24 protein-coding genes, 2 tRNA genes and 1 other RNA gene are annotated in these 22307 nt (G+C 61.9%); 8 read left to right on the top strand and 19 right to left on the bottom strand.

Translation table 11 applies throughout. From position 1 onward, the window contains the following. The first annotated feature begins 74 nt into the window (after positions 1-74). Both HCR84_RS06925 and HCR84_RS06920 read left to right on the top strand, forming a co-directional pair. Positions 75-359, top strand: a complete 285-nt coding sequence (locus HCR84_RS06925) for a hypothetical protein (protein WP_166983299.1) — start codon at positions 75-77, stop codon at positions 357-359. A 121-nt stretch (positions 360-480) separates the two neighbouring features. After that, entirely contained in the window at positions 481-1008 is a 528-nt protein-coding gene (locus HCR84_RS06920; RefSeq protein ID WP_166983376.1) for a hypothetical protein, read from the top strand. A gap of 23 nt (positions 1009-1031) precedes the next feature. Here the strand turns inward: HCR84_RS06920 and HCR84_RS06915 are convergent, their stop codons facing one another. Beyond that, positions 1032-2402, bottom strand: a complete 1371-nt coding sequence (locus HCR84_RS06915) for a glucose-6-phosphate dehydrogenase (protein ID WP_166983375.1) — start codon at positions 2400-2402, stop codon at positions 1032-1034. 74 nt (positions 2403-2476) lie between these two features. Next, positions 2477-3955 (bottom strand): XRE family transcriptional regulator, encoded by a 1479-nt coding sequence (locus HCR84_RS06910; RefSeq protein WP_166983374.1) that lies wholly within the window; start codon positions 3953-3955, stop codon positions 2477-2479. A 135-nt stretch (positions 3956-4090) separates the two neighbouring features. Here HCR84_RS06910 and aceA point away from each other — a divergent pair, with 135 nt between their 5' ends. After that, the gene (gene aceA / locus HCR84_RS06905) at positions 4091-5407 is read left to right on the top strand and encodes an isocitrate lyase (protein ID WP_195706698.1); all 1317 of its coding nucleotides are present in this window, start codon (positions 4091-4093) and stop codon (positions 5405-5407) included. 19 nt (positions 5408-5426) lie between these two features. Then, positions 5427-7061, top strand: a complete 1635-nt coding sequence (gene aceB / locus HCR84_RS06900) for a malate synthase A (RefSeq protein ID WP_166983373.1) — start codon at positions 5427-5429, stop codon at positions 7059-7061. 62 nt (positions 7062-7123) lie between these two features. On the opposite strand, the gene HCR84_RS06895 is transcribed toward aceB, so the two are convergent. Continuing rightward, positions 7124-7199 (bottom strand) — tRNA-Lys (locus HCR84_RS06895). Positions 7200-7302: 103 nt separating this feature from the next. Here HCR84_RS06895 and HCR84_RS06890 point away from each other — a divergent pair. After that, complete coding sequence (locus HCR84_RS06890; RefSeq protein WP_166983372.1) at positions 7303-8109, top strand: inositol monophosphatase family protein; 807 nt, start codon at positions 7303-7305, stop codon at positions 8107-8109. A gap of 71 nt (positions 8110-8180) precedes the next feature. Here the strand turns inward: HCR84_RS06890 and ssrA are convergent. From ssrA to prfB, 5 genes are all read right to left on the bottom strand, one after another. Further along, positions 8181-8551: a transfer-messenger RNA gene (gene ssrA / locus HCR84_RS06885) on the bottom strand. Positions 8552-8656: 105 nt separating this feature from the next. Next, positions 8657-9133, bottom strand: a complete 477-nt coding sequence (gene smpB / locus HCR84_RS06880) for an SsrA-binding protein SmpB (RefSeq protein WP_166983371.1) — start codon at positions 9131-9133, stop codon at positions 8657-8659. Between the two features lie 85 nt (positions 9134-9218). Continuing rightward, positions 9219-10139: a permease-like cell division protein FtsX gene (gene ftsX, locus HCR84_RS06875; RefSeq protein ID WP_166983370.1), complete on the bottom strand. Its 921-nt coding sequence runs from the start codon at positions 10137-10139 to the stop codon at positions 9219-9221. Next, entirely contained in the window at positions 10136-11101 is a 966-nt protein-coding gene (gene ftsE, locus HCR84_RS06870) for a cell division ATP-binding protein FtsE (protein WP_166983369.1), read from the bottom strand. Before ftsE ends, ftsX begins: the two co-directional genes overlap by 4 nt. Before the next feature lie 70 nt (positions 11102-11171). Further along, positions 11172-12281: a peptide chain release factor 2 gene (gene prfB, locus HCR84_RS06865; protein WP_166983368.1), complete on the bottom strand. Its 1110-nt coding sequence runs from the start codon at positions 12279-12281 to the stop codon at positions 11172-11174. Between the two features lie 58 nt (positions 12282-12339). On the opposite strand from prfB, the gene HCR84_RS06860 reads away from it, so the two are divergent. Next, the gene (locus tag HCR84_RS06860; RefSeq protein ID WP_166983367.1) at positions 12340-13584 is read left to right on the top strand and encodes an MFS transporter; all 1245 of its coding nucleotides are present in this window, start codon (positions 12340-12342) and stop codon (positions 13582-13584) included. 16 nt (positions 13585-13600) lie between these two features. Here HCR84_RS06860 and HCR84_RS06855 read toward each other — a convergent pair whose 3' ends face one another. The 7 genes from HCR84_RS06855 to HCR84_RS06825 are packed head-to-tail and all read right to left on the bottom strand — an operon-like array spanning position 13601 to position 18119. Next, positions 13601-14044, bottom strand: a complete 444-nt coding sequence (locus HCR84_RS06855; protein ID WP_244972584.1) for a pilus assembly protein TadG-related protein — start codon at positions 14042-14044, stop codon at positions 13601-13603. Beyond that, positions 14041-14508 (bottom strand): TadE family protein, encoded by a 468-nt coding sequence (locus HCR84_RS06850; protein ID WP_166983366.1) that lies wholly within the window; start codon positions 14506-14508, stop codon positions 14041-14043. The genes HCR84_RS06855 and HCR84_RS06850 overlap by 4 nt, the downstream gene beginning before the upstream one ends. Further along, positions 14483-14878 (bottom strand): TadE family protein, encoded by a 396-nt coding sequence (locus HCR84_RS06845; protein WP_235940820.1) that lies wholly within the window; start codon positions 14876-14878, stop codon positions 14483-14485. The genes HCR84_RS06850 and HCR84_RS06845 overlap by 26 nt, the downstream gene beginning before the upstream one ends. A 4-nt stretch (positions 14879-14882) precedes the next feature. After that, entirely contained in the window at positions 14883-15056 is a 174-nt protein-coding gene (locus tag HCR84_RS06840; protein ID WP_166983365.1) for a hypothetical protein, read from the bottom strand. Positions 15057-15091: 35 nt separating this feature from the next. Further along, on the bottom strand, positions 15092-16021 hold the full coding sequence (locus tag HCR84_RS06835) for a type II secretion system F family protein (protein WP_166983836.1): 930 nt from the start codon (positions 16019-16021) through the stop codon (positions 15092-15094). Next, a complete protein-coding gene (locus HCR84_RS06830; protein WP_244972583.1) occupies positions 16018-16890 on the bottom strand; it encodes a type II secretion system F family protein in 873 nt (290 codons plus the stop codon). Before HCR84_RS06830 ends, HCR84_RS06835 begins: the two co-directional genes overlap by 4 nt. Then, on the bottom strand, positions 16890-18119 hold the full coding sequence (locus HCR84_RS06825; RefSeq protein ID WP_166983364.1) for a TadA family conjugal transfer-associated ATPase: 1230 nt from the start codon (positions 18117-18119) through the stop codon (positions 16890-16892). The genes HCR84_RS06830 and HCR84_RS06825 overlap by 1 nt, the downstream gene beginning before the upstream one ends. Before the next feature lie 134 nt (positions 18120-18253). Between HCR84_RS06825 and HCR84_RS06820 the strand changes: the two genes are divergently transcribed. Both HCR84_RS06820 and HCR84_RS06815 read left to right on the top strand, forming a co-directional pair. Continuing rightward, positions 18254-18335 (top strand) — tRNA-Leu (locus HCR84_RS06820). A 48-nt stretch (positions 18336-18383) separates the two neighbouring features. Further along, complete coding sequence (locus HCR84_RS06815) at positions 18384-19115, top strand: DedA family protein (RefSeq protein ID WP_195706721.1); 732 nt, start codon at positions 18384-18386, stop codon at positions 19113-19115. Positions 19116-19124: 9 nt separating this feature from the next. Here HCR84_RS06815 and HCR84_RS06810 read toward each other — a convergent pair whose 3' ends face one another. From HCR84_RS06810 to murI, 4 genes are all read right to left on the bottom strand, one after another. Continuing rightward, positions 19125-20033, bottom strand: coding sequence for a cation diffusion facilitator family transporter (locus HCR84_RS06810; protein ID WP_166983362.1), 909 nt, complete (start codon positions 20031-20033; stop codon positions 19125-19127). Between the two features lie 99 nt (positions 20034-20132). Further along, positions 20133-20720, bottom strand: coding sequence for an RdgB/HAM1 family non-canonical purine NTP pyrophosphatase (gene rdgB, locus HCR84_RS06805; protein WP_166983361.1), 588 nt, complete (start codon positions 20718-20720; stop codon positions 20133-20135). Then, the gene (rph, locus tag HCR84_RS06800; protein ID WP_166983360.1) at positions 20717-21448 is read right to left on the bottom strand and encodes a ribonuclease PH; all 732 of its coding nucleotides are present in this window, start codon (positions 21446-21448) and stop codon (positions 20717-20719) included. Before rph ends, rdgB begins: the two co-directional genes overlap by 4 nt. Beyond that, positions 21445-22296, bottom strand: a complete 852-nt coding sequence (gene murI, locus HCR84_RS06795) for a glutamate racemase (protein WP_166983359.1) — start codon at positions 22294-22296, stop codon at positions 21445-21447. Before murI ends, rph begins: the two co-directional genes overlap by 4 nt. Between the last annotated feature and the right edge of the window lie 11 nt (positions 22297-22307).

Below are 22307 nucleotides of genomic sequence, written 5' to 3'. Positions count from 1 at the left end.
CGATTGAAGCGCCGTTGCACCGTAGGCTTGAGGTGGAAAGCCAGGGCGGCAAACCGAGGCAGAAAGGGATGCGAATGCGCAAGTACCTCCTCAACACAAGTGTGCTCGGATCGATCTTCAGCGGCTGGAGTCTCTTTCAGGCAACACGCGACAGCCGACGTGATTGGCGGTTGCTCCTTCTCTGGCTCGGGTGGCTGAGTTCGGTCGCCCTGACGTTCGGGGTCGTCGCTCAGGACGCCGAGACGAAGAGACAGATCGCTGCGGGCGAATATGACCCAGACGATGACGAGCGTTCCAAGGCTGAGAAGAAGGCAGAGAAGAAGGCTGCGAAGTCCCGCAAGGTGACGCTGAGCATCTGACGCACATCGGCACCGAGCCGCATCCCCCGAAGGGGTGGCAGGTCGGCGTGTCCCGCGTCATTCCGGGCATTCGTGGGTGAGACTTGTAACGCCTTTGGAGTCAATCCTGGAAGAAGTGATCATGTTCGGATTACGCCGTCGCCACCGCAAGGTAAGCACCGCGCCCGCGGCGCTCCCGGAGCCGACGAGCGGGGATTCGAACGCGCTCGATGAAGAGCGGTTGTTTGACGCCGTGCATCAGCGACTCGAAGAGTTCATGGGCGTCGACGGCGCGTGGGCTCTGGTGCGCAGAGACCCCGAGAAGGCATCGGACGACGCGATCTTCTCATCGATGTCCACAATTCTCCTCGCCAAAGACATCACGAAGGTGTTCGTCGGCGCGGAGCAACGCTCGGCCGACGTCGAGTCTGACGCTCCCGCGGTGACAGCTCCCGAGCAGGCTGAACCCGCTGTCACACCAGCGCCGCGCGACAGCGGTCTGCGCACGATGATCCGACCTGTGCCCCGTGATGACGAGGAACGCAGCCAGGTCGATGTCGAGTTGACGACAATCGCCACCTGGGCGGACCCACAGCGCCACGACCCAGATTATGTGGATCCACAGCTGCTCTCATCGCCCACCGCTGAGCGCGAGATTCGCGGGGCCTGACGGCACCGCGGCTTGGCCGCACGTCACGCCGGCGGCCAGCTTGCTGGACCAAGCGAGCCGGTCTCGTATTCGTCGAGGGGAACCGCGTCGGTTCGCCATGCTTCGATAATCGGATCGACGATGCGCCACATCTGCTCTGCGGCATCGCCCCGCACCGACAGCGACGGATCGCCATCGAGCATGCTTTCCAGCACTTCGCCGTAGGCCTTGAGCTGCCCTTCGCCGAACGTCGCCGTCAGTTCTGCCCTGTCGAGCTCCCACGGGTCTCCGGGGCCGTTCACATTCATCGCGAGCGACATCTCGTCTGGCCCGAGGGCGATGCGCAGTACATCGGGCTCCGAGCTTCCGGTCAGGCCGACGGGAATGTGCGGAGCCGCCTTGAACGTCACAAGAATCTCGCGGCGGCGCACGCCTATCGCCTTCCCTGAGCGCAGGGTGAACGGAACTCCAGCCCACCGCCAATTGTCGATGTCGAACGTCACCTGCGCGAGCGTCTCGGTTTTCCATTCCGGGTGCACATCAGGCTCGTCTGCATACGACGGGAAGTGTCGGTCCGCGACGGTCCCCTCGGTGTACCGCGCGCGATGGCTCCAGGTGGTCGGGTCATTATCGCGAACGCGCGTTGCCCGGAGCACCGCTGACTTCGCGGCGCGAAGGTCGACAGCATCCGTCGAATATGGCGCTTCCATCGCGAAGATCGACAGCACCTGAAGCAGGTGACTCTGAATCATGTCGACGAGGGCGCCGGCGTGGTCGTAGTACCCTGCTCTCCCTTCGAGACCCAGTTGCTCATCGTAGACAATGGCGACGCTCTCGATGTGCTCGCGGTTCCACAGCGGCTCAAACACTCGGTTGGCAAACCGCAGCCCCAGCAAGTTGAGCACCGTCGAGCGACCGAGAAAGTGGTCGACCCGATGAATCTGATCTTCGGGAACAAGTCGCTGCAGCTGCTCATTGAGCCGCCGAGCCGATTCGGCGTCGACGCCGAAGGGCTTTTCCATCGCCAGCACCGTGCCCTCCGGAAGGTCGACAGATTCCAATGCGGCACACGCTTTCTCCGTCACCTGAGGCGGGAGCGCGAAGTAAATTGCCGGGGCATCGTTTGAACGCCCCAGAAGGTCGGAAAGCGCCTGTGCGTCCGTGACATCGGCCGTAACGTAGGTTGTCTCCTTCAGGAGCGCGTCAACGGAGACACCGGTCGATTCCGTCGTCTGAAACGACTCCGTGACCCGATTCTTCCACTGTTCGTCTGTCAGCGAATCGCTACCGACGCCCACAAGCGTGACTCGTCGATCCGAGTGCTCTGTGAGCAATTGACCGAGCGCGGGCATCAGCAGACGTGCGCTGAGATCGCCGCTCCCACCAAGAAGAAAGAGAGTCGTAGGCTTTGTCATAGGGGCGACGATACTCCACGCCTCGATGCGCACAAAGGCTCGAAGCGGCGCCGCCAACGCCCCGGCTGCATCTACTACGTGTGCGCGCTGTGCGATCCGGCGTGACGGTCGAGGAATTCATAGACCTCGACCTTGTCGATTCCGCTCGTCGACCCGTCAGGCATGGCGGCGAGCAACGAAGAATTCAGGCGCGCGCTCGGCCACGCCTGACCGTTCCAGTGCTCTGCTGCCTCGGCGTCCGGCTCTCGGCAGCACGTCGGGTCGGGGCAACGCGACGTGAGGCGTCGTTTCGTGTCGCGCCCCCGAAACCACTTGACGTGGGCAAACTGCGTGCCGACGCTCACAGAGAAATCTCCGTTTGCCGAAGACTGGATGCTCGACGTGCACCAATACGTTCCCACCGGCTTGTCTGTGAACTGCTGGTACGGACTGAGGCGATCTTCGACATCGAACACCTGGCGTGCACTCCACCACCGACAGACGCGTTGACCTTCGACGGACCCCAGTGGATCTGTCGGAAATTGAACGTCATCGTTCTGATATGCCTTCGAAATAACCCCGCTCGAATGCACCTTGAGAAAGTGCACGGGAACGTCAAGATGACGGGTCGCCAGATTGGTGAACCGATGTGCCGCCGTCTCATAGCCCACGGCGAAATGGTCGCGCAGATCTTCGACAGACAGTTCTCGCGCGGACTTCGCACGCGTCAGAAAATCGACGGCACTGGCCTCAGGCACGAGAAGCGCACCGGCCAAGTAGTTCGTCTCGACTCTCTGCCGAAGCAGATCACCGTAATCCTGTGGTTCGGGCTGCCCGAGCACGTAGGACGCAATCGCCTGAAGCAAGGCAGAGCGCGGATCGGTTCCCGTCTGCTTTGTGGGCAGATAGATGCGGTGATTGCGGTGATCGGTGATGCTTCTCGTGGTGACAGGCAGGTCTGGAACGTAGTGAAGTGTGAACCCGAGGTGAGACGAGAGCTCAGCGGTCGAACGCTGCGACAACGGCCCTCCCGTGTGGCCGATCGCCCGCAGAAGATCTGCCGCCGTGTGCTCAAGATCCTCGTAGTAGTTGTCTCGGTGCCGCTGCTCGGCGCGAAGCTCGGTGTTTGCCCTGCGAGCCTCTTCTGGGGTCGCTGCACGCTGCGTATGGAGGTGCTCCAATTCTTGGTGCAAACGCAGAATCGTTTCTATTGCCGCGTCGCTCAGGCCCTTGCGAATGGCGAGCGGCGGCAGGTCGAGCGACTGATAGAGCGGCCCGCGCTGCGCCCGCTCGAGCGAGATCTCAAGCTCATCTCGCCTCGAAAGGGACTCGGGTTCCAGCAGTCCGTCGAGTGTCGTTCCCAGCGCCCGGGCAAGCTTCTGCAGCTCTCCGAGCTTCAGCTCACGCTTTCCGTTCTCGATCACAGAGATCTGGGAGGCGGCGCGGCCGATGTGAGTGCCGAGCGACTCGACGGTCATTCCCCGCTCGAGGCGAAGCTGTCTGATCCGTCGGCCGATGGTCAATGTATCGAGAAACGGATCGTCGTCGTGTGCCGTGGACTGCAGTGACGTCATGTCCCTAGCGTGACATCACAGCGACTTCTACGCAACAGAAATATTGAGATATTTCTCAAGTCTTCATCGAGAAATATGTGCTTCGTACGCGTCAAGCTCGGAAAAGAACCGATATTCAGTCCGAAGGAGCGAACGATGATCGAGAACAGCACACGACAGGGTGACCAGACCCAGACGGCAGAAGAGCTGCAGACGGAATGGGACATCAACGCACGGTGGCAGAATGTTCGACGTGATTACACGGCTGACGACGTCATCGCCCTGAGAGGACCCGTCAGGGAGCACGCGACGCTTGCCCAGCGCGGGTCGGAGAAGCTGTGGGAGCTCGTTGAACGCAACGGCGAGAACCCCGATGCCTGGGTCTCGGCACTCGGTGCGCTCACCGGCAACCAGGCAGTCCAGCAGGTGCGGGCGGGACTCGAAGCCATCTACCTGTCGGGCTGGCAGGTAGCCGCCGACGCAAATCTCTCGGGGCAGACGTACCCGGATCAGAGCCTCTACCCCGCAAACTCGGTGCCCTCCGTCGTTCGTCGGATCAACAATGCTCTCCTGCGCGCAGGGCAGATCGAATTCGCCGAATCTGGCACGACAACGCGTGATTGGCAGGCACCGATCGTCGCCGATGCCGAGGCCGGCTTCGGGGGCCCGCTCAACGCATACGAGCTCATGCATTCCATGATCGGAGCCGGTGCCGCAGGGGTGCATTGGGAAGATCAGCTTGCGAGCGAGAAGAAGTGCGGCCACATGGGAGGTAAGGTTCTCATTCCCACGAGCCAGCACGTGCGCACGCTCAATGCAGCGCGACTGGCCGCGGATGTCGCCGACGTTCCGTCGCTCATCATTGCCCGCACGGATGCTCTCGCCGCGACGCTCCTCACAAGCGACATCGACGAGCGTGACCGACGCTTCCTCACCGGGACCCGCACCCGAGACGGATTCTACGAGGTGCAGAACGGGATCGAGCCGGTTATCGCGCGTGGGCACGCGTACGCACCGTACGCCGACCTGCTGTGGGTGGAATCGAGCGAACCCGACCTCGAGCTGGCACGACGGTTCGCCGAGAGCATCCACTCTGAATTCCCCGACCAGAAGCTCGCCTATAACTGCTCTCCGAGCTTCAACTGGAAGCGTCATCTCGACGACGAGACGATCGCACAGTTTCAGCGCGAACTCGCGGCGATGGGATACGCGTTTCAATTCATCACTCTCGCCGGATTCCATTCGCTTAACCACGGCATGTTCGAGCTGGCCCTCGGTTACCGCGACCGACAGATGTCGGCGTACGTGGAGCTGCAAGAAGCCGAGTTCGCTGCGGAGTCGCGCGGTTACACGGCGACGAAGCATCAGGCGGAAGTCGGCACCGGGTACTTCGACCGGGTGTCAACGGCGCTCAACCCGTCAAGCGCAACGCTGGCCCTCACCGGGTCAACCGAGTCCGAGCAATTCAGCTGACACGAAGACAGGACACCCCATGTCGAACTCACACGAAAACCGCCTTACAGTCACGGGCCCTATCGCCGATCGGTACGACGAGATCCTCACCCCGAAAGCCCTGAGTTTTCTCACTGCCCTCCACGATCGCTTTGCCGCGTCCCGCCATGATCTCCTGCGCTCACAGGCGCAGCGGCTTGCACAGGTAGATGCCGGGGCGAGACTCGACTTCTTGCACGAGACCTCAGAGATCCGCTCAGACTCGAGCTGGTGCGTCGCAGGGCCGGGCCCGGGCCTTGAAGACCGCCGGGTCGAGATCACGGGGCCAACGGACAGAAAGATGACGATCAACGCACTCAATTCGGGCGCCCAAGTATGGCTTGCCGATCACGAGGATGCTTTGAGCCCGACGTGGGAGAACATCATCGGCGGTCACATTAACCTCGCCGACGCAATTCGACGTCGCATCGATTTCGTCAGCGATGAGGGGAAGTCATACCGTGTCGGCGAGACAACTCCGACTATCGTGTTTCGCCCTCGTGGATGGCATCTGACGGAGCAGCATCTGCAGTACACCTCACCGTCAGGTGTGACGTCTCCCGTTTCTGCAACCCTCGTCGATTTTGGCCTGTATCTGTTTCACAATGCGACAGAGCTCATAGCGAACGGGCGCGGCCCGTACTTCTATCTGCCCAAGCTCGAGAGCCACAAAGGAGCCCGCCTGTGGAATGACGTCTTCACGTTCAGTGAGAGTGCGTTGCAGCTCCCCCATGGCGTCATCCGTGCGACGATCTTGATCGAGACGATTACGGCGGCGTTTGAAATGGAGGAGATACTGTATGAGCTCCGCGAGCACTGTGCAGGCTTGAACGCAGGACGATGGGATTATCTGTTCAGCATCATCAAGAACTTCCGCAATCGTGGCCGGTGTCACCTGCTGCCTGATCGTGCAGATGTGACAATGTCTGCGTCGTTCATGCGGGCGTACACCGATCTGCTTGTTTCGACGTGCCATCGTCGCGGCGCATACGCGATCGGGGGAATGAGCGCTTTCATTCCGAACAGGCGCAAGCCCGACGTGACAGCGACCGCAATGTCGCAAACGGCCGATGACAAGCGCAGAGAAGCTCGTGCTGGCTTCGACGGAACGTGGGTGGCCCATCCGGATCTCGTGGAAATCGCACGCGGCGAATTCGATGCCGTCCTCGATGGCCGCTCACATCAGGTGCATCGCACGCGTGACGATGTTCATGTCACGGCGCAGGATCTGCTCACCTTCGACGTTCCCCAGGGACACGTCACGAGCGAAGGCATCCGGCGCAATGTCTCGGCGGCTCTCCGCTATATCGAAAGCTGGCTGTCTGGAACGGGAGCCGTCGCAATCGACGACATGATGGAGGATGCCGCAACGGCGGAGATTTCGCGGTCACAGCTCTGGCATTGGATCAACCAGGGCGCCATAACGGACGATGGCCTCCCCATCGTGCGGGAGCGCGTTGAATGGTGCATCCAGAGCACGCTTGATTCGCTCCCCCGTCGAAACGACGACAATTATGACGAGGCGGCTGGTCTGCTCTGCGACCTCGTGCTGAGTGAGGAGTTCCCGCCGTTCTTGACGACACTCGCATACTCGCGCTATCTCGTGCATCAAGCTGTTCCGGCTCTCGCCGTGTAGCCATCGTCAACGAAAAGAGTCCCGCAACCAAGCACTGGCTGCGGGACTCTTTTCTGTGTTGTTGGTGCACCCCCCGGGACTTGAACCCGGAACCCACTGATTAAGAGTCAGTTGCTCTGCCGATTGAGCTAGAGGTGCGAAAATGCGGTTCAGAATAAACCCCGAACCGAGGGACAACATTAGCACCATAACGAGCGCCTGCGCCAATCGAGCACTGCTCACGAATCGTGGCCGGCACAGTATGGTTGAGAACGTGAATGCTTCTCTCTCCGATGACCTTTCGCTTGCATTGACGCTCGCGGATGCTGCAGACGAAATCTCGCTCGCCCGATTCCGTTCTGCCGACCTCGACATCTCGACAAAGCCGGATCGCACGCATGTCACAGACGCCGACCTCGCCGTCGAACGACGCCTCCGCGACATCCTCTCCGAGTTGAGGCCAGATGATGGTGTTCTTGGCGAGGAGTTCGGAACCAAGGGCAGCACTCAGCGCCAGTGGATTCTCGATCCGATTGATGGAACAGCGAATTTTCTTCGCGGAGTGCCGAACTGGGCAACACTCATCGCCCTCGCTGTCGACGGCGTACCGGTCGTCGGCGTGGCAAGTGCTCCGGCCTTCGACAAACGCTGGTGGGCAGCCACCGGAACGGGGGCATGGCTTGCCGAGAAGGGCAATGAGCCACGGCAGCTCCGGGTGTCGTCCGTCTCCGCGCTCGACGACGCGTCGGTGAGCTTTCAAAGCATCGCACAGTGGGATGAAGCCGGTTACCTCGATTCCCTCATCGATCTGTCACGCACAGTCTGGCGCGACCGCGCGTACGGCGATATGTGGTCGTATGGACTTCTCGCCGAGGGGCTCATCGACGTCGTCGCCGAGTTTGACGTGAAGGAGTACGACATTGCCCCGTTCGCCGTGATCGTCGCCGAGGCCGGAGGCACGTTCAGCGCAATCGACGGAAGCGTGAGCATTGCCAAGCGCAGCTCTCTCGCAACGAACGGGCCGCTGCACGAGGCCGTGGTCTCGAGAATTGCGCAGTCCCACGCGTAATCTCGCAGACAGCTTGAAGGGCCGCCCGATGGACGGCCCTTCATTCGTGCACAGCGTGTGACGTTGGTCGGTGGTGGAGATGGGGGGAATTGAACCCCCGTCCACTGCTGAGATTCCACGCCTTCTACGGGCGTAGCCTGTGTAAAGCGTTCTGCTCGGCCCCGACCTTTGCCACAGGCATCTAAGTCGACGGGCCCAGCCTGAAAAAAGTCCCACGCGCCGCTCAGGCGACGACGCGCAGCAAGTCCCCTTAATGACGCCAGGGTCCGTGTCGGGAACAACCACGGTCTGACGGACTATCGAGCTCGCTTACGCAGCGAGGGCGAAGTCAGTGCGCTTTGAGTTGGCACTTATTGGTTTCCAGGGAGCGTTAACGAGATAACCCTAGATCCTCGGCCCGCTTCTCGCAGTCTCACAGGCAGTGTCGAAACCGATCATCCCCATGCGCGCTCGTGAAGAGCGGACCAACATCACACGCTGTTGAGTTGCCAAATCCGGCATTCACCGGAACTGCATCGCGACGATGCAGCTTTATAGACTAACACGCTCAGTCGCCAAGGCGGTTGCGCTGCGCCATCGCCCGCTCGGCCTCACGCTTGTCTTGTCTCTCCCGCAGCGCCTGACGCTTGTCGAACTCGCGCTTGCCCTTGGCAACCGCGATCTCCACCTTCGCACGGCCGTCAGAGAAATAGATCTTCAGCGGAACCAGCGTGTAGCCGCCCGGGACGATCTTGTGGCTGATGCGAGTGATCTGCTGCCGGTGCAGCAAGAGCTTTCGTTTGCGTCGCGGCGAGTGATTCGTCCAGGTGCCCTGAATGTACTCGGGAATGTGCACGGCATCGAGCCATGCTTCGCCGTTGTCGATGTAGGCGTAGCCGTCGACGAGCGACGCCCTGCCCTCTCGCAGCGCCTTCACCTCGGTGCCCCACAGAACGAGACCGGCCTCATAGGTGTCCTCAATGAGATAGTCGTGCCGCGCCTTGCGGTTGGTGGCAACGACTTTCTCGCCTCGTTCCTTGGGCACGATGAACTCCGGGGTCTTTCAGATGCGGTCATGGATGCTGCCCGCACACTCGTGCAGGCAGCCCATCAGTATATCAGCCGGGCGCCTAAATCTTGAGGTAGCGCTTGATGGCGAAGTTGGCGCTCAACGCGGCAAGCAGAATGCCGATGATGACGAGAAGTGGAACCACGAGAAGCGAGTCGCCCACATCGACGAAGGAGATGAACAGAAGCCGTGGCGCCAGATAGCCCTGCACGAAGAAGTGCACAAGAGCCACAACGGCTCCCCCGGCAAGGATGGAGCCGATCACGGCCGAGAAGACGCCCTCGAGAATGAACGGCGTTTGAATGAATCGGTTCGACGCTCCCACGAGCCGCATGATGCCGATCTCCTTTCGGCGGGAGAACGCCGAAAGTCGAATCGTCGTCGCGATCAGCAGCACAGCCGCAATGAGCATCAAGCTCGCGATGCCGATGGCAGAGTAGCTGGCGATGTTCAGTACGCTGAAGATCTGGTCGAGATACTGCCGCTGGTCAGTGACAGACTCCACACCCGGGGTATCTGAGAACGCTTCGATGAGTACGGCGGACTGCGACGGGTCTTTGAGATTCACCCAATATGTCTGGTTGAACTGTTCAGGCGTGACGAGCTCTGTCATCTCGTTGCCCTCAAACTGCTTGGCGAAGTTTTTATATGCCTGCTCGTGATCCTCGAAGTAGTACTCCTGGATGTACCGCGACAGCGTCTCGTCTTTGAGCTGCGCTTTCACATCGGCGAGCTGCTCGTCTGTCGCGGCGCCAGCGGCACACGCGGCATCCACGGCAGCATCGGTCTCGGTGCACATGTAGATCGCCACTTGCGCACGGTCGTACCAGTAGTTCTTCATCTGGCCGATCTGCATCTGCATGAGCGCGGCCGCTCCGACGAACGTCAGCGAGATGAAGGTGACGAGAATCACCGAGATCACCATCGAGGCGTTGCGCCTCAGCCCGTTGAGCGCCTCAGAGAGCACAAGGTTCAGCCTCATCGAGTCGGCCCCACGTTCTGCTCGTCGTCACCGGACTCGTCCTGTTTACGCAGGCCAAGCCTTTCTGCAAGCGAAAGATGCTCTGAGGTGTCATCAGACGCGTCCGGCGTCTGTGCGTCGCCGGAAGATGCAGGTTCGGCATCAGGAACCGACTCAACGGTCACGGGCACCGCAACAGAATGCGTATCGGGCGTTGACGCCGCTTCCTCGGCCTCGACCTTTGCAATGGCCGCTTGTTCTCCGCGCTCGGGAAGTGGAGTGATGTCGATGATCGATGCCGTGTCCCCGTAACCGCCCTTTGTCTCGTCGCGCACGATGCGCCCGTCGACGAGCTCGACGACGCGTCGGCGCATTCTGTCGACGATTGCCGCTTCGTGGGTGGCCATGACGACTGTCGTGCCGTTGCCGTTGATGCGCTCGAGCAGCTGCATGATTCCGGCGCTGGTCGCGGGGTCGAGGTTTCCCGTCGGTTCATCTGCCAAAAGAATCTGAGGCTTGTTGACCACGGCGCGCGCAATGGCAACACGTTGCTGCTCGCCACCGGAGAGCTCGTGCGGCATCCGACCGCCTTTGCCGTCGAGGCCAACGAGCTTGAGCACGTCAGGCACAGTTTCTTGCACGAAGCCCCGCGACTTGCCAATCACCTGCAGCGAGAAAGCGACGTTCTGAAACACTGTCTTCGTCGTGAGCAGTCGAAAATCTTGAAAGACGACACCGAGATTGCGGCGGAAGTACGGAACCTTGCGATTGGAGATCGACCCGAGGTCGTGCCCAAGAACGTGGACGGTTCCCTTCGACGGTCTCTGCTCCTTGAGAATCAGCTGCAGGCAGCTCGACTTTCCTGAGCCGGAGGCGCCGACGAGAAACACAAACTCCCCGCGCTCCACCTCAAGCTGTACGCCGTTGAGCGCTGGGCGAGGGTTGCCGGGGTATTTTTTCGTGACTGCGTCGAATCGAATCATGACTCTCCGAGCCTAAGCAGAGCACACGCCATCCGGCGGAGCGACTCGCCCCGAGAACGCGCGGATTCAGCTATTCCGCAACTTTCATTGAGCGCCAACGAATGCCCGCAGCGATAAATCCGTCGAGGTCTCCGTCGAACACGTTGCTCGGGTTGTTCACTTCGTATTCTGTTCTGAGGTCTTTGACCATCTGATACGGCGCGAGAACATACGATCGCATTTGGTCGCCCCAACTCGCGGTGATGCTTCCCGCGAGCTCTTTCTTCTTCGCAGCCTCCTGCTCGCGCTGCATCAGCAGAAGCCGAGACTGCAGCACGCGCATGGCGGCCGCGCGGTTCTGAATCTGGCTCTTCTCGTTCTGCATCGAGACGACAATCCCCGTGGGAATGTGCGTAATGCGCACCGCCGAGTCAGTGGTGTTCACCGACTGACCACCGGGACCAGACGATCGAAACACGTCGATGCGAATGTCGGTGTCGGGAATGTCTACCTCTTTTGCCTCTTCCATCAAAGGAATCACCTCGACGGCGGCAAAGCTCGTCTGTCTCTTGCCTGCAGAGTTGAACGGGCTCATGCGCACAAGGCGGTGGGTGCCCGCCTCGATCGAGAGCTTGCCGAAGGCATACGACGCATCAATTTCGAAGGTCGCCGACTTGATGCCGGCCTCCTCTGCGTAACTGGTGTCGAGAACTTTTGCTGCATAGCCGTGATGCTCAGCCCACCGCACATACATGCGCAGCAGCATGTCAGCGAAGTCGGCGGCGTCGACGCCCCCGGCTCCGGCCCGGATTGTGACCACGGCGGGACGAGCGTCGTACTCGCCGTTCAGCATCGTCTGAATCTCAAGGTCGGCGATGGTCTTCTGCAGGCTCGAGAGTTCGCCGCGGGCCTCGTTGGCGGACTCTTCGTCGTCTGCCTCGTTTGCAAGCTCAATGAGCACTTCGAGGTCGTCGATCTGCTGTTCGACGCTCGCCACTCGTTTCAGATCTGCCTGTGCGTGGCTGAGGCGGCTCGTCACCTGCTGGGCCTGCTCGGGGTCGTTCCACAGATCGGGTTCGGCCGCCTTCTCGCTCAGCTCCGCAACGTCTGCGGTCAGCTTATCGACGTCGAGAACGGTACGAATGTCGGCGAACGTTGTGCGCAGCGCGGCAATGTCCGCGCTCAAATCGAGCTCTAGCATCGTGTCACAACACTACAGTGCTGCCACGAGCCCTGCCCGAGATTAGGCTGGGCTCGTTATGGCCGTCGATGATCGTGGGTTCTCGCTGCGCACTGTCGCTGCCGCCGTCTATCTGCCGACGCTCCTGTTCGGCATCGGCGAAGGCGCTCTCATCCCTCTGATTCCCGCGGCGGCGTCGAGCCTCGGCGCCACGATCGCGATTGCCGGCACCATTGCGGCAATGTTGAAGATCGGCGAGCTCATCGGCGACATTCCAAGCGGCATCCTCGTCAGTCGCATCGGCGAGAGAACGGCCATGATCACGGCTGTGGCCGTTGCTCTCATTGCCGCCGTTGTGATCATGCTCGCGCCGAACCCGGCGGTGCTCGGCATCGGCGTCTTCGTGCTCGGACTGGCCACTGCCGTGTTCGCCCTCGCCCGCCACGCGTTTATGACAACGTACGTTCCCCTTCGGTATCGGGCCAGATCACTGTCGCTTCTCGGCGGGGTCTTTCGCGGAGGGCACTTCGTCGGTCCGCTCTTGTCTGCCCCGATCATCCATCTCACGGGTGGAATGGCCGGGGTCTACTGGACGATGGTGGTGTTCTGCCTGAGCGCGGCGATCGTGCTGCTGATCCTCCCCGATCCAGAGAAGGTGCTGCGCGCCACACGCGCTGATCGAGAATCGACAACGCCGGAGATCGCCGTAGCCCCGAGCGGAATCGTCTCGACAATCAGCAGAAATCGCCGGGTTCTCGGAACCGTCGGCGTCGGTGCCGCCATTCTCTCGGCATTGCGATCGGCGCGCACGGTGATCATTCCGCTCTGGGCAGTGAGTCTCGGTGTCGACGAAGCATCCACCGCTTTGATCATCGGGCTAGCGGGCGCCCTCGATTTCGCACTCTTCTACGTGAGCGGGCACATCATGGACCGCTACGGTCGCCTCTGGGGCGCATTGCCGCCGCTCATCGGACTCGGTGCGGGATTGGCACTGCTCGCCCTCACCCACGATGTTTCGGCCGCCATCGTCTGGATGTGCATTGCGGCCGGCTTTCTCGCTGTCGCCAATGGCATGAGCAGCGGCATCCTGATGACCCTTGGAGCCGACCTCGCGGGCACCCGAAATCCCGCACCGTTCCTCGGAGCCTGGAGATTCGTGACGGATGCTGGCGCGGCAGCCAGCCCGCTGCTCATCGCCGGGATCACCGGCGTCGCATCGATCGCGGTAGCCGCGGGCTCGCTCAGTGGGCTCGCGGTGCTGGGAGTCGGAGTGATGGCGACGTGGCTCCCCCGGTACGTCGATAAACCCCGCCGGGATCAGTGACCAGCAACGGATGCTGTTAGTCGAAGACTGACCGGGCGACGCTCGTGGCTTCCACGCGGATGCCCTGCGGAACGAAGAGCGTGAGAACCGGCGGTCGCCACCAGCTCGACACGGTGACTGTCGCGCTCACGCCGTCGTTGCTCGTGGCGGTGTCGAGGGTGAGCCCGTCTACGGAGTCGAATGCCGGATCGTCGAGAAATTCCGATACCGCCGCATTCACCTCATCGGGCCGAAGCGACAGCGTCGGCCCCTCCCCGCCGCCCGCGCTAACGTCGGAAAGCGAGAAGGCCTCCGCCCCGACGAGCGACGCGGCGTCTGCGATGCTGAACAGTTGCTTGCGCTCCAGGTACAGCGATGTCACGGCCGCCACGATGAGAATGAGCAGCAGGGCAAGGGCCCCGTAGAAAATCGTGAGAATGAGAGTGGAACCCTCGTCGTCATTCACCGTCGCCCGTCTCACGGCGCCCCCCAGAACCGCGAGACCTTCTGCACGGCGCGCGCCTGAACAGGCACGCTCGACGCAGATCTGACATCTAAGACGTCGGGAACCAACGGGAGCGGAACCCTCACGTTCACGGTCACTGTCACGACTTCTCCTCGAGCGAGGCACTCGGCCCCGGCGCCCGCGGAGCACGTGACAGATACATGCGCATCGTCAGCATCCACTCCGAAATCAGCGAGGCTGACACGCACGGCAGCGTCGACGCGCTCACGAGCGTCGGCGGGTGAGTCAGCGAGCACAAACACTCGAGCCGCCTGCCTCGCCGCGCCCGTGACGGCCAGCGAGCCTCCCTGAATGTGAGCGAGGGCAATCACGAGGTATACGAGAGGAACTAAGAGAATCAGCCCCGCCGTGATGAATTCGAGTGAGGCCGACCCTCGGTCGTCGGTCGCCCTCTCAGTCCAGTGTCTCCCGCGCCGCATGACCCGATACCTCCAGACCCTTTTCGATTCCGATCAGCCCGATGATCGGCAACGTCGTCGTCACAGTCACGACGGTGCATGGCTGCCCGTTCCAGTTCGCATACCCCACGTCAATGTGCTGGGCGTAGTCGGCGCCGATGGCCGTCGTGATGAGCTGTCGCGTGCGACCGGCGCCATCTGAGAGCGTCGTGTCGGCCAACGCTGCCGTACGTGCGCCTTCTGCTGCCGCGTCCAGAACCGTATTGCGCACGAGCAGCCCGAGGCTCAGCTGAATCACGCTCATGGTGAGCAGGGTCAGCAGCCCGGCGACGAGCGAGAACTCAGCGACGGCCGAGCCCTCGTCCCCACGGATTCTCTGGCAGGCGCTCACACCGTCACATCCCGGTTACCTTTGCGATCGCCTGCTCGAATATCGCACTCAGCGCAGGACCGGCCAGTCCCCAAATGAGAATCACCAGGCCTGCCGTCATCAGTGTGATCAGCACCCAGCCCGGCACATCACCGGTGTCGTCGGTGGTGTCGAGCATCCGTCTTCTGAGTGTTTTCATGATCTCCTTGCCTTTCTTGGCTATGGTTTGCGTTGTCAGAATCCAGCGCGCAGCACGAAAATTCCCGGAAGCAGCGCGAAGGCGATGGAGAGGGGCAGAATCAGAAGCACGAGCGGCACCAGCATCGCCACTTCTTTGCGGCCAGCCGCTTCGAGGAGCGTCCGCTTGAATTCTTCTCTGGCATCTTGCGCTTGTGCACGGAGCACCAGCGAAATTGGCGACCCGTGTTCCATCGCTGCACACATCTGTTCGACAGCCCGCGTCAAGGGAGGCGAGTCAACGCGAGCGGCGCACCGCGTCAGCGCGCTCGCGACGGGGCTGCCTGCCGCGGTGTCGACGAGCGCGCGCCTCAGCTCAACGCTGAGTTCCCCCGATCCGATGTCGGCCACTCGCCGCAGAGCGTCGACGATGCCCTCTCCCGCCGAGAGCGACAGGCTGAGAAATTCGAGCACGGTCGGGACTTCTTCGCTGATTTGGGCAACACGGGACGATGCGCGGCGACGCAGCAGCAGGTCGTATCCCACAATCGCCGCAACGGCGAGCGCGAGAGGCATCAGCAGGGCGATCAGCCCACGCCCGTTCTGCACGAGAGCAACGCCGAGCCCGGCTCCGCCCACGAGCCCAGCGACTCCGGCAAGAACTTGCCGCGTGCGAAATTGCTGCACCGTGAGCGCTGACCCCGATTGCCCAAGCCACTTCTCAACGGAGACGTTGCCGCCGAGCGCAGCAGAGAGCATGCGCGCTGCGCGCCCGAGAACCGGGCCAAAGAGGCGTCCGAGTACGGGCAGCGGGTCGGCGACACGTCGTTCTGTGATCTGTCGCGCCTCGTCAGAGACATCGAGCAGGTAGGGGGCGATGCGCTCGGAGAGACGGCGAGCGCCGAGGCGCGGCACTGCCGCGGTCAGTGACCACAGTCCTGTTCCCAGGAGGCAGCCGAGAACCAGCGCGAGTCCCAGCGCGTTCATCGGAACCACCTCCGCTCCTCCGGGAGGCGACCAAGCGCGAGCATGACGCGATAGGCGATGACCGAAACAGCGGCGCCGGCGACGATGACCGTCACTCCGAGAGGCGAGTTGTACGCGGCGGCGGCTTCTGGACGAGAGGCGAGCAGAAACAGGATGAGCCAGGGTGCGGCCACCCCGAGCTTCGCTGCGTTGCGCACCCACGATTGCCGTGCGTCCACCTCAGAGCGAATTCCCGAGTCCTCGCGGATTGCCGCGGACAGACTGCGCAGCACACCCGGCAGCTCCGTACCGCCGACGTCGCGGGCCATCTTGAGCGTCTCGATGATCCGATCTGCCACGGGGTCGCCAAGCTCGCCCTTCAACCGGTCGAGTGCTCCGGTGAACGATGTCGACGTGCGATAGTCCTGCGCAAACGACCGAAACGAGCTTCTCAAAGCATCCGGTCCCGCCTCGGAGAGCTGTGCAACCGCCTCGGGCAGCGCCGTTCCCGATCGAATTGATGACACCAGGTGGTCAACGACGTCTGGCCACAGCATTCGGTGCGCCCGCCTCATCGCGTGTGCACGCCACGTCACGATCGCGGCGGGCGCTAGCGCGCTGCCGAGTCCGGCCAGCAGAGACAGAACGACGATGGCAAACGACGCATGCACAACGCCGCCCACAAGCGCCGCCATCAAGAGCGACACAGCGAGAAACGCGGGTACCGGAACAGCCCCCATGCCGGCAAGCGCCAATCTCGATCGCAGCTCGTCAGCGAACACGGGTTGGGCGGCTCGCCTGGTGAACAGCACGGTGTCGGGAAACACGACGGCGATGACAATGAGGGCAGCACCGATGCCGAGGATCGTGCCGAATCCGAGAGCAATCATCAGCTGCCTTGCACGATCAGCTCGGCGGCATCGACTCCGGCCGCCTCGTATTTGCCGAGACGTTCCGGAAGCGATCCCGTTGCGGAGAGGCCCTCTGCTGTGCGCCGGTAGATCGTCGTCGCCTCAATCTCGCCGCCGGTCGTTCGACCTGTCGGCGCGACGACCTCGATGACGCGTCGCACCCCTGCGGCATCCCGCGCGCAATGCACAACGAGGTCGATGCACGATGCAACGGTCGGAACGACGAAGGCACCGTCAATATTCGATCCCGCGAGGAGCGGCAGCGTGCAGAGCTTGCGCAGACCATCGGCAGCGGAGTTGGCATGAAGAGTGCACGCTCCAGGCACCCCCGAGTTGAGCGCAATGAGCAGATCGAGGCTCTCTGCCTCGCGAACTTCTCCCACAATGATGCGATCGGGGCGCATGCGCAGCGACTCTTTGATGAGCCGTCGAAGAGTAATCTCACCTGTTCCCTCGAGGCTCGGTTGCCTGCACTGCATTCCCACGACGTCGGCCGCCGTGATGTCGAGTTCAAATGTCTCTTCAACGGTGATCATTCGCTCGGTCTGAGAGACAGAGTTCAGCAGCGCGCCAAGAAGCGTCGTCTTGCCCGCCTGCGTCGCGCCTGAGACCAGGACGTTGCACCCCACGTGAACGCTCCGGGTGAGAAACTCCGCCGCCTCTTCGGTGAGAGCATCGCGCGAGACGAGGTCGTGGAGAGTTCGGATGCGGGAGGTGAACTTTCGAATGTTCACCGCCATGTGCCTGCGCGTGACATCGGGAATGACCACGTGAAGACGCGACCCATCGGCAAGTGACGCGTCGACGAATGGAGAGCTCACATCAACACGTCGTCCCGTTGCCTGAAGCATCCTCTCAACAAGGTCACGCACAAGAGTCTCGGTGAGAACCACATCGGTGAGCTCGGGGTCTCCGCCGCGCGCGACAAACACACGCGTCGGGCTGTTAATCCAGATTTCTTCGACATCGGGGTCATCGAGGAAGTGCTGCAGCGGGCCGAGGCCCGTCAGCGAGGCGATGATCTGCCGAGCCGCAGTGCGCTCATCGGCAATGAGCTTTCCCGTACCGCCAAGAGCTTTCTCGGAATACCGCTGCAGCTCTTCGGTGACGTAGCGTTCCGTGAGCTCAGCGTGGTGCGAGAGGTCGGTTCCGTCGCGTCTCACCCGCTCACGCACGGCTTCGGCGACGATGTCCACTGCTGTCGTCATCCCGTCATCATGCCGAAAACTGAGCATGCCCGTGAAAGTTATCCACAAGCCGCGCGTCCGTCGCAGAATCGCGCCTCTCCATGAAGCAAGCTCACAGTCTGCGTACAACAGAAAATCAATAAACTAGTACCCACGCGGGAGTGGTGAAATTGGCAGACACGCAGGATTTAGGTTCCTGTGCTTTCGAGCGTGTGGGTTCAAGTCCCACCTTCCGCACTCAGGGGCAGCCCTGTTGACCCTCGCTTGTTGGGAGCACACCTCATGATGCATGCCGGACTCATCCCCTGGCTTGACCCCGAGGTCATCATCACGGGTGCGGGCCCGTGGGCGGTTCTCGTCGTGTGCCTCATCGTGTTCGCAGAGACGGGCCTGCTTGTCGGATTTCTGCTTCCCGGAGACACGCTTCTGATCATGGCTGGGCTTCTCGCTTTCAGCCCTGGTCTCGGTTTCGATGTGTGGTGGATAGCGCTGTTCATCGGAGCCGCGGCCTTCGCCGGAGGCGAGGTTGGCTATCTGATCGGGCACCGCGCCGGCCCTCGAATATTCGAACGCAAAGAGTCCGGTCTCTTCAGCATCGAGAACGTGCATCGAACCAATGCCTTCTTCGAGAGATTCGGCCCCCTCGCCGTCGTCGTCGCCCGTTTCGTTCCCGTTGTTCGCACCTTTGCCCCGGTTGCGGCGGGCGTAGCGCACATGAGTTACCGCCGGTACAGCCTGTATAACTTCATCGGCGCGATGCTCTGGGGCGTCGGGCTTGTCTTCGTCGGATACTTTCTGAGCTATGTGCCGCCCGTCGCAGATTTTGTGCGCGACTACATCGATTTGATTCTCGTGGCGGCCGTCGTCATTACCGTCGTCCCGACGCTGTGGCACTACTTCTCGGCGCGACGCAAAGCCCGGCGATCCGCTGAGGCAGGCGGAACCGATCGAACGGATGCTGACGGAGCCGCCGAGTTGCGTCTAGATTCCTCGATCGTGAATAACCGACGTCGCTGACGCCTCGGCCTAGGAGTGCGCGATGTCTTCGGTGTCGGCGTGCTTGACGGGCTCAAGCTGGAATGTTGAGTGCTCAACGTCGAAGTGCTCGGCAAGGCACGATCCGAGGTGATCGAGCAGAGCCCCGACTCGTCCCTGTTCGAAGACATCCTGTTCGACGATGACGTGCGCTGTGAACACCGATTGGCCTGACGTGATCGACCAGACGTGCACGTCATGCACCCCGACGACTCCCGGTGCGTTTCGCACGTGCGCGCGAATGACCTCGACATCGGTGCCCGCGGGCGTCGACTCATTGAGAACGCGCCAGACGTCTCGCAAGAGCACGGCGGCACGGGGGAGGATGCCGGCGGCGATGAGCAGCGAGGCGATGGCGTCGGCCTTCGCAAACCCGGTTGTCATGATGACGATTGCCGATATCGCAACGAGAACCGATCCCAGGAGGTCGCCGAATACCTCGAGGTAGGCACCCTTCATGTTTATGGAGTTTCTGACACTCGGTCTCAGAAGAACAAGAGATATCGCGTTGATCACGAGCCCGACAAGGGCGACGAGCAGCACGGGAAGACCACTGACGTTGGCGGGCTCCGGGTCTGTGAGTCGCTGTACTCCTTCACTCGCGACAGCAACCGCGACGCTTGTCAGAATCAGACCGTTGATGAGGGCAGCGAGCACTTCCGTGCGTTGAAAACCCCAGGTGTGACGATCTGTCGCCGGCCGAGCAGCGATTCCGATCGCGACGAGCGCGATGACGAGTCCTGTGAGGTCTGAGAACATGTGACCGGCATCGGCGAGCAGAGCCAATGAGCCTGTGGCGAGTCCTCCGACCACTTCGGCGACGAGGGTCACCGACACCAGACAGATGACGACGATGAGTCGCCTTCTGTTCGTGGTTCCGTGGGAATGATCGTGCGCCATAGCTCCACGTTAGGCAGGGACGATCGCCGTTCTCAAGCGTGTCGCACAGATAGGAATGATGGCCATTCTCATTACCATCGTCGCCCGGTGTGAAGCGGCTCAGAGTCCTCGAAGAATTGGTGCCGCAGCGCGGAACGCGCGCGCCCTGTGGGAGATCTCGTTCTTCTCGTCCGGTGGCAATTCCGCTGAGCTCACGGAGTATCCCTCAGGCACGAAGATCGGATCGTATCCGAAGCCGTTCTCGCCCGTCTCCTGCAACGCCACGCTGCCCGGCCACTCCCCCCGCGCTATCTGCTCGCTCCCGGTCGATGGGTCGACAATCGCGATCGAGCAGTGAAACTGCGCCGCACGGTTCGCACCGCGAATGTCGGCGAGCTGGGCGAGCAGAAGCCGCCTATTATCGGCATCCTCGCGTGTTCCCGACCACCGGGCCGAAAAGATCCCCGGTGCACCGCCCATGATGCCGACGCTGATCCCGCTGTCATCGGCGAGCGCCACCCGTCCGGTGTGCGCGGCGGCGGCCCGTGCCTTGATGAGCGCATTCTCGTCGAAGCTGGTGCCGTCTTCGATCGGCTCCGGTCCGTCATACGCCTCGATCACGATGTCAGGAACGTCGTGACCGAGGATCTTCTGAAATTCGGCGATCTTGTGAGCGTTGTGGCTCGCAAGCACCACGTGCAGCGTCATTCGCGCTCAAGCGCCTGGCGCTGAAGCGTCGTCAGTTCCCGTGCCCCGCTCGTCGCCAAGTCGAGCAGCGCATCGAGCTCAGAGCGATCAAACGGCGCGCCCTCGGCCGTACCCTGCACCTCGACGAACAGACCTCGCCCGGTCACGACGACGTTCATGTCTGTCTCCGCGCGAACGTCCTCGACATACGGCAGATCGAGCATCGGTTCGCCATCGATAATTCCGACGGAAACCGCCGCGACGCTGTCGATGAGCGGCACCGACCTTTTGCCGATGTGTCCCTTTCCCCGCGCCCATTCCATGGCGTCGACCAGGGCAACGTAGGCGCCGGTGATTGCTGCGGTGCGAGTGCCCCCGTCAGCCTGCAGCACGTCGCAGTCAATCACGATGGTGTTCTCGCCGAGAGCCTTCATATCGACAACGGCACGCAGGCTGCGACCGATCAGGCGGGAGATCTCGTGGGTGCGGCCGCCGATCTTCCCCTTGACAGATTCGCGCCCCGAACGCTCGTTTGTCGCCCGTGGCAGCATCGCATACTCGGCTGTCACCCAACCTTTGCCTTTGCCCGTCAGCCAGCGCGGAACACCCGGCGTGAACGACGCAGTGCACAGCACTTTGGTCTTGCCGAACGAGATGAGCGCCGAGCCTTCTGCCTGCTCGCTCCACCCGCGTTCGATTGTGATCGGTCTGAGCTGGTCTGCCGTGCGTCCGTCTTTGCGTGTCGTCACGAATTTTCTCCTTCTCTGAGTGCTGCCTGAAGCGAGGCGAGGTCGATGGCTCCGGTCTGAACCAGGTTGACAGATGAGATCTCGTGCCCGATCAGTCGGTGAGCAAGCTCGAGGAACTCGTCAGCGCTCTGGCCGGTCGCCTCGTAGTTGTGAGTGGGTGGAACAAGAGCTGTGCGTGCGATGCCGCGATCGATGAGCGTGCGATACACGTCGTTTGCCGTCTCGGTGTCACTCGACACCAGGGTCACGTCTGGCCCCATAACGTAGGAAATCACGCCTTTGAGAAACGGATAGTGTGTGCATCCGAGCACGAGGGTATCGATTCCGGCATCCCTCAGGGGGCGCAAATATGCTTCAGCCACCTCAAGCACTTCGGAACCCGTCGTCACTCCGGCCTCGACGAACTCCACGAAGCGCGGGCAGGCTTGAGCGACGATCTCCAGGTCGGGAGCCGCGGCGAAGGCGTCATGATACGCACGGGAATTGATGGTGCCCTCGGTGCCGATGACGCCGACCTTGTGATTGCGAGTCGTCGTCACCGCGGTGCGCACGGCAGGCTGAATCACCTCGATCACCGGAACCGTGTATCGCTCGCGAGCATCTCGCAGCATCGCTGACGATGCCGTGTTGCACGCGATGACAATCATCTTCACGCCCTGGGCGATGACATCGTCAAGCACTTCCAGCGCGTACCGTCGTACGTCGGCAATGGGCTTGGGGCCGTAGGGCGAGTGCGCTGTATCGCCGATGTACAGCACCGACTCGTTGGGAAGCTGGTCTTGGATTGCACGAGCGACGGTGAGACCGCCGACACCCGAGTCGAATATCCCAATCGGCGCATCAGTCACGAACCAAGCCT

The organism is Paramicrobacterium fandaimingii (assembly GCF_011751745.2).
GTDB lineage: Bacteria > Actinomycetota > Actinomycetes > Actinomycetales > Microbacteriaceae > Paramicrobacterium > Paramicrobacterium fandaimingii.
Note: the sequence above shows the minus strand (reverse complement) of the source record. Positions and strands in the feature narration are given on the sequence as shown.

Bases quoted from the DNA above. Each gene is read 5' to 3' on its own strand.
- aceA (WP_195706698.1), top strand. From the start codon at position 4,091: ATGATCGAGAACAGCACACGACAGGGTGACCAGACCCAGACGGCAGAA.
- aceB (WP_166983373.1), top strand. From the start codon at position 5,427: ATGTCGAACTCACACGAAAACCGCCTTACAGTCACGGGCCCTATCGCC.
- prfB (WP_166983368.1), bottom strand. From the start codon at position 12,281: ATGCTAGAGCTCGATTTGAGCGCGGACATTGCCGCGCTGCGCACAACG.
- ftsX (WP_166983370.1), bottom strand. From the start codon at position 10,139: ATGAGGCTGAACCTTGTGCTCTCTGAGGCGCTCAACGGGCTGAGGCGC.
- HCR84_RS06810 (WP_166983362.1), bottom strand. From the start codon at position 20,033: ATGGCGCACGATCATTCCCACGGAACCACGAACAGAAGGCGACTCATC.
- HCR84_RS06850 (WP_166983366.1), bottom strand. From the start codon at position 14,508: ATGCGGCGCGGGAGACACTGGACTGAGAGGGCGACCGACGACCGAGGG.
- ftsE (WP_166983369.1), bottom strand. From the start codon at position 11,101: ATGATTCGATTCGACGCAGTCACGAAAAAATACCCCGGCAACCCTCGC.
- HCR84_RS06860 (WP_166983367.1), top strand. From the start codon at position 12,340: ATGGCCGTCGATGATCGTGGGTTCTCGCTGCGCACTGTCGCTGCCGCC.
- HCR84_RS06835 (WP_166983836.1), bottom strand. From the start codon at position 16,021: ATGAACGCGCTGGGACTCGCGCTGGTTCTCGGCTGCCTCCTGGGAACA.
- rdgB (WP_166983361.1), bottom strand. From the start codon at position 20,720: ATGACGCTGCACGTGGTGCTTGCGAGCCACAACGCTCACAAGATCGCC.
- HCR84_RS06830 (WP_244972583.1), bottom strand. From the start codon at position 16,890: ATGATTGCTCTCGGATTCGGCACGATCCTCGGCATCGGTGCTGCCCTC.
- HCR84_RS06915 (WP_166983375.1), bottom strand. From the start codon at position 2,402: ATGACAAAGCCTACGACTCTCTTTCTTCTTGGTGGGAGCGGCGATCTC.
- HCR84_RS06815 (WP_195706721.1), top strand. From the start codon at position 18,384: ATGCATGCCGGACTCATCCCCTGGCTTGACCCCGAGGTCATCATCACG.
- HCR84_RS06825 (WP_166983364.1), bottom strand. From the start codon at position 18,119: ATGACGACAGCAGTGGACATCGTCGCCGAAGCCGTGCGTGAGCGGGTG.
- HCR84_RS06920 (WP_166983376.1), top strand. From the start codon at position 481: ATGTTCGGATTACGCCGTCGCCACCGCAAGGTAAGCACCGCGCCCGCG.
- HCR84_RS06925 (WP_166983299.1), top strand. From the start codon at position 75: ATGCGCAAGTACCTCCTCAACACAAGTGTGCTCGGATCGATCTTCAGC.
- HCR84_RS06840 (WP_166983365.1), bottom strand. From the start codon at position 15,056: ATGAAAACACTCAGAAGACGGATGCTCGACACCACCGACGACACCGGT.
- HCR84_RS06890 (WP_166983372.1), top strand. From the start codon at position 7,303: ATGGTTGAGAACGTGAATGCTTCTCTCTCCGATGACCTTTCGCTTGCA.
- HCR84_RS06910 (WP_166983374.1), bottom strand. From the start codon at position 3,955: ATGACGTCACTGCAGTCCACGGCACACGACGACGATCCGTTTCTCGAT.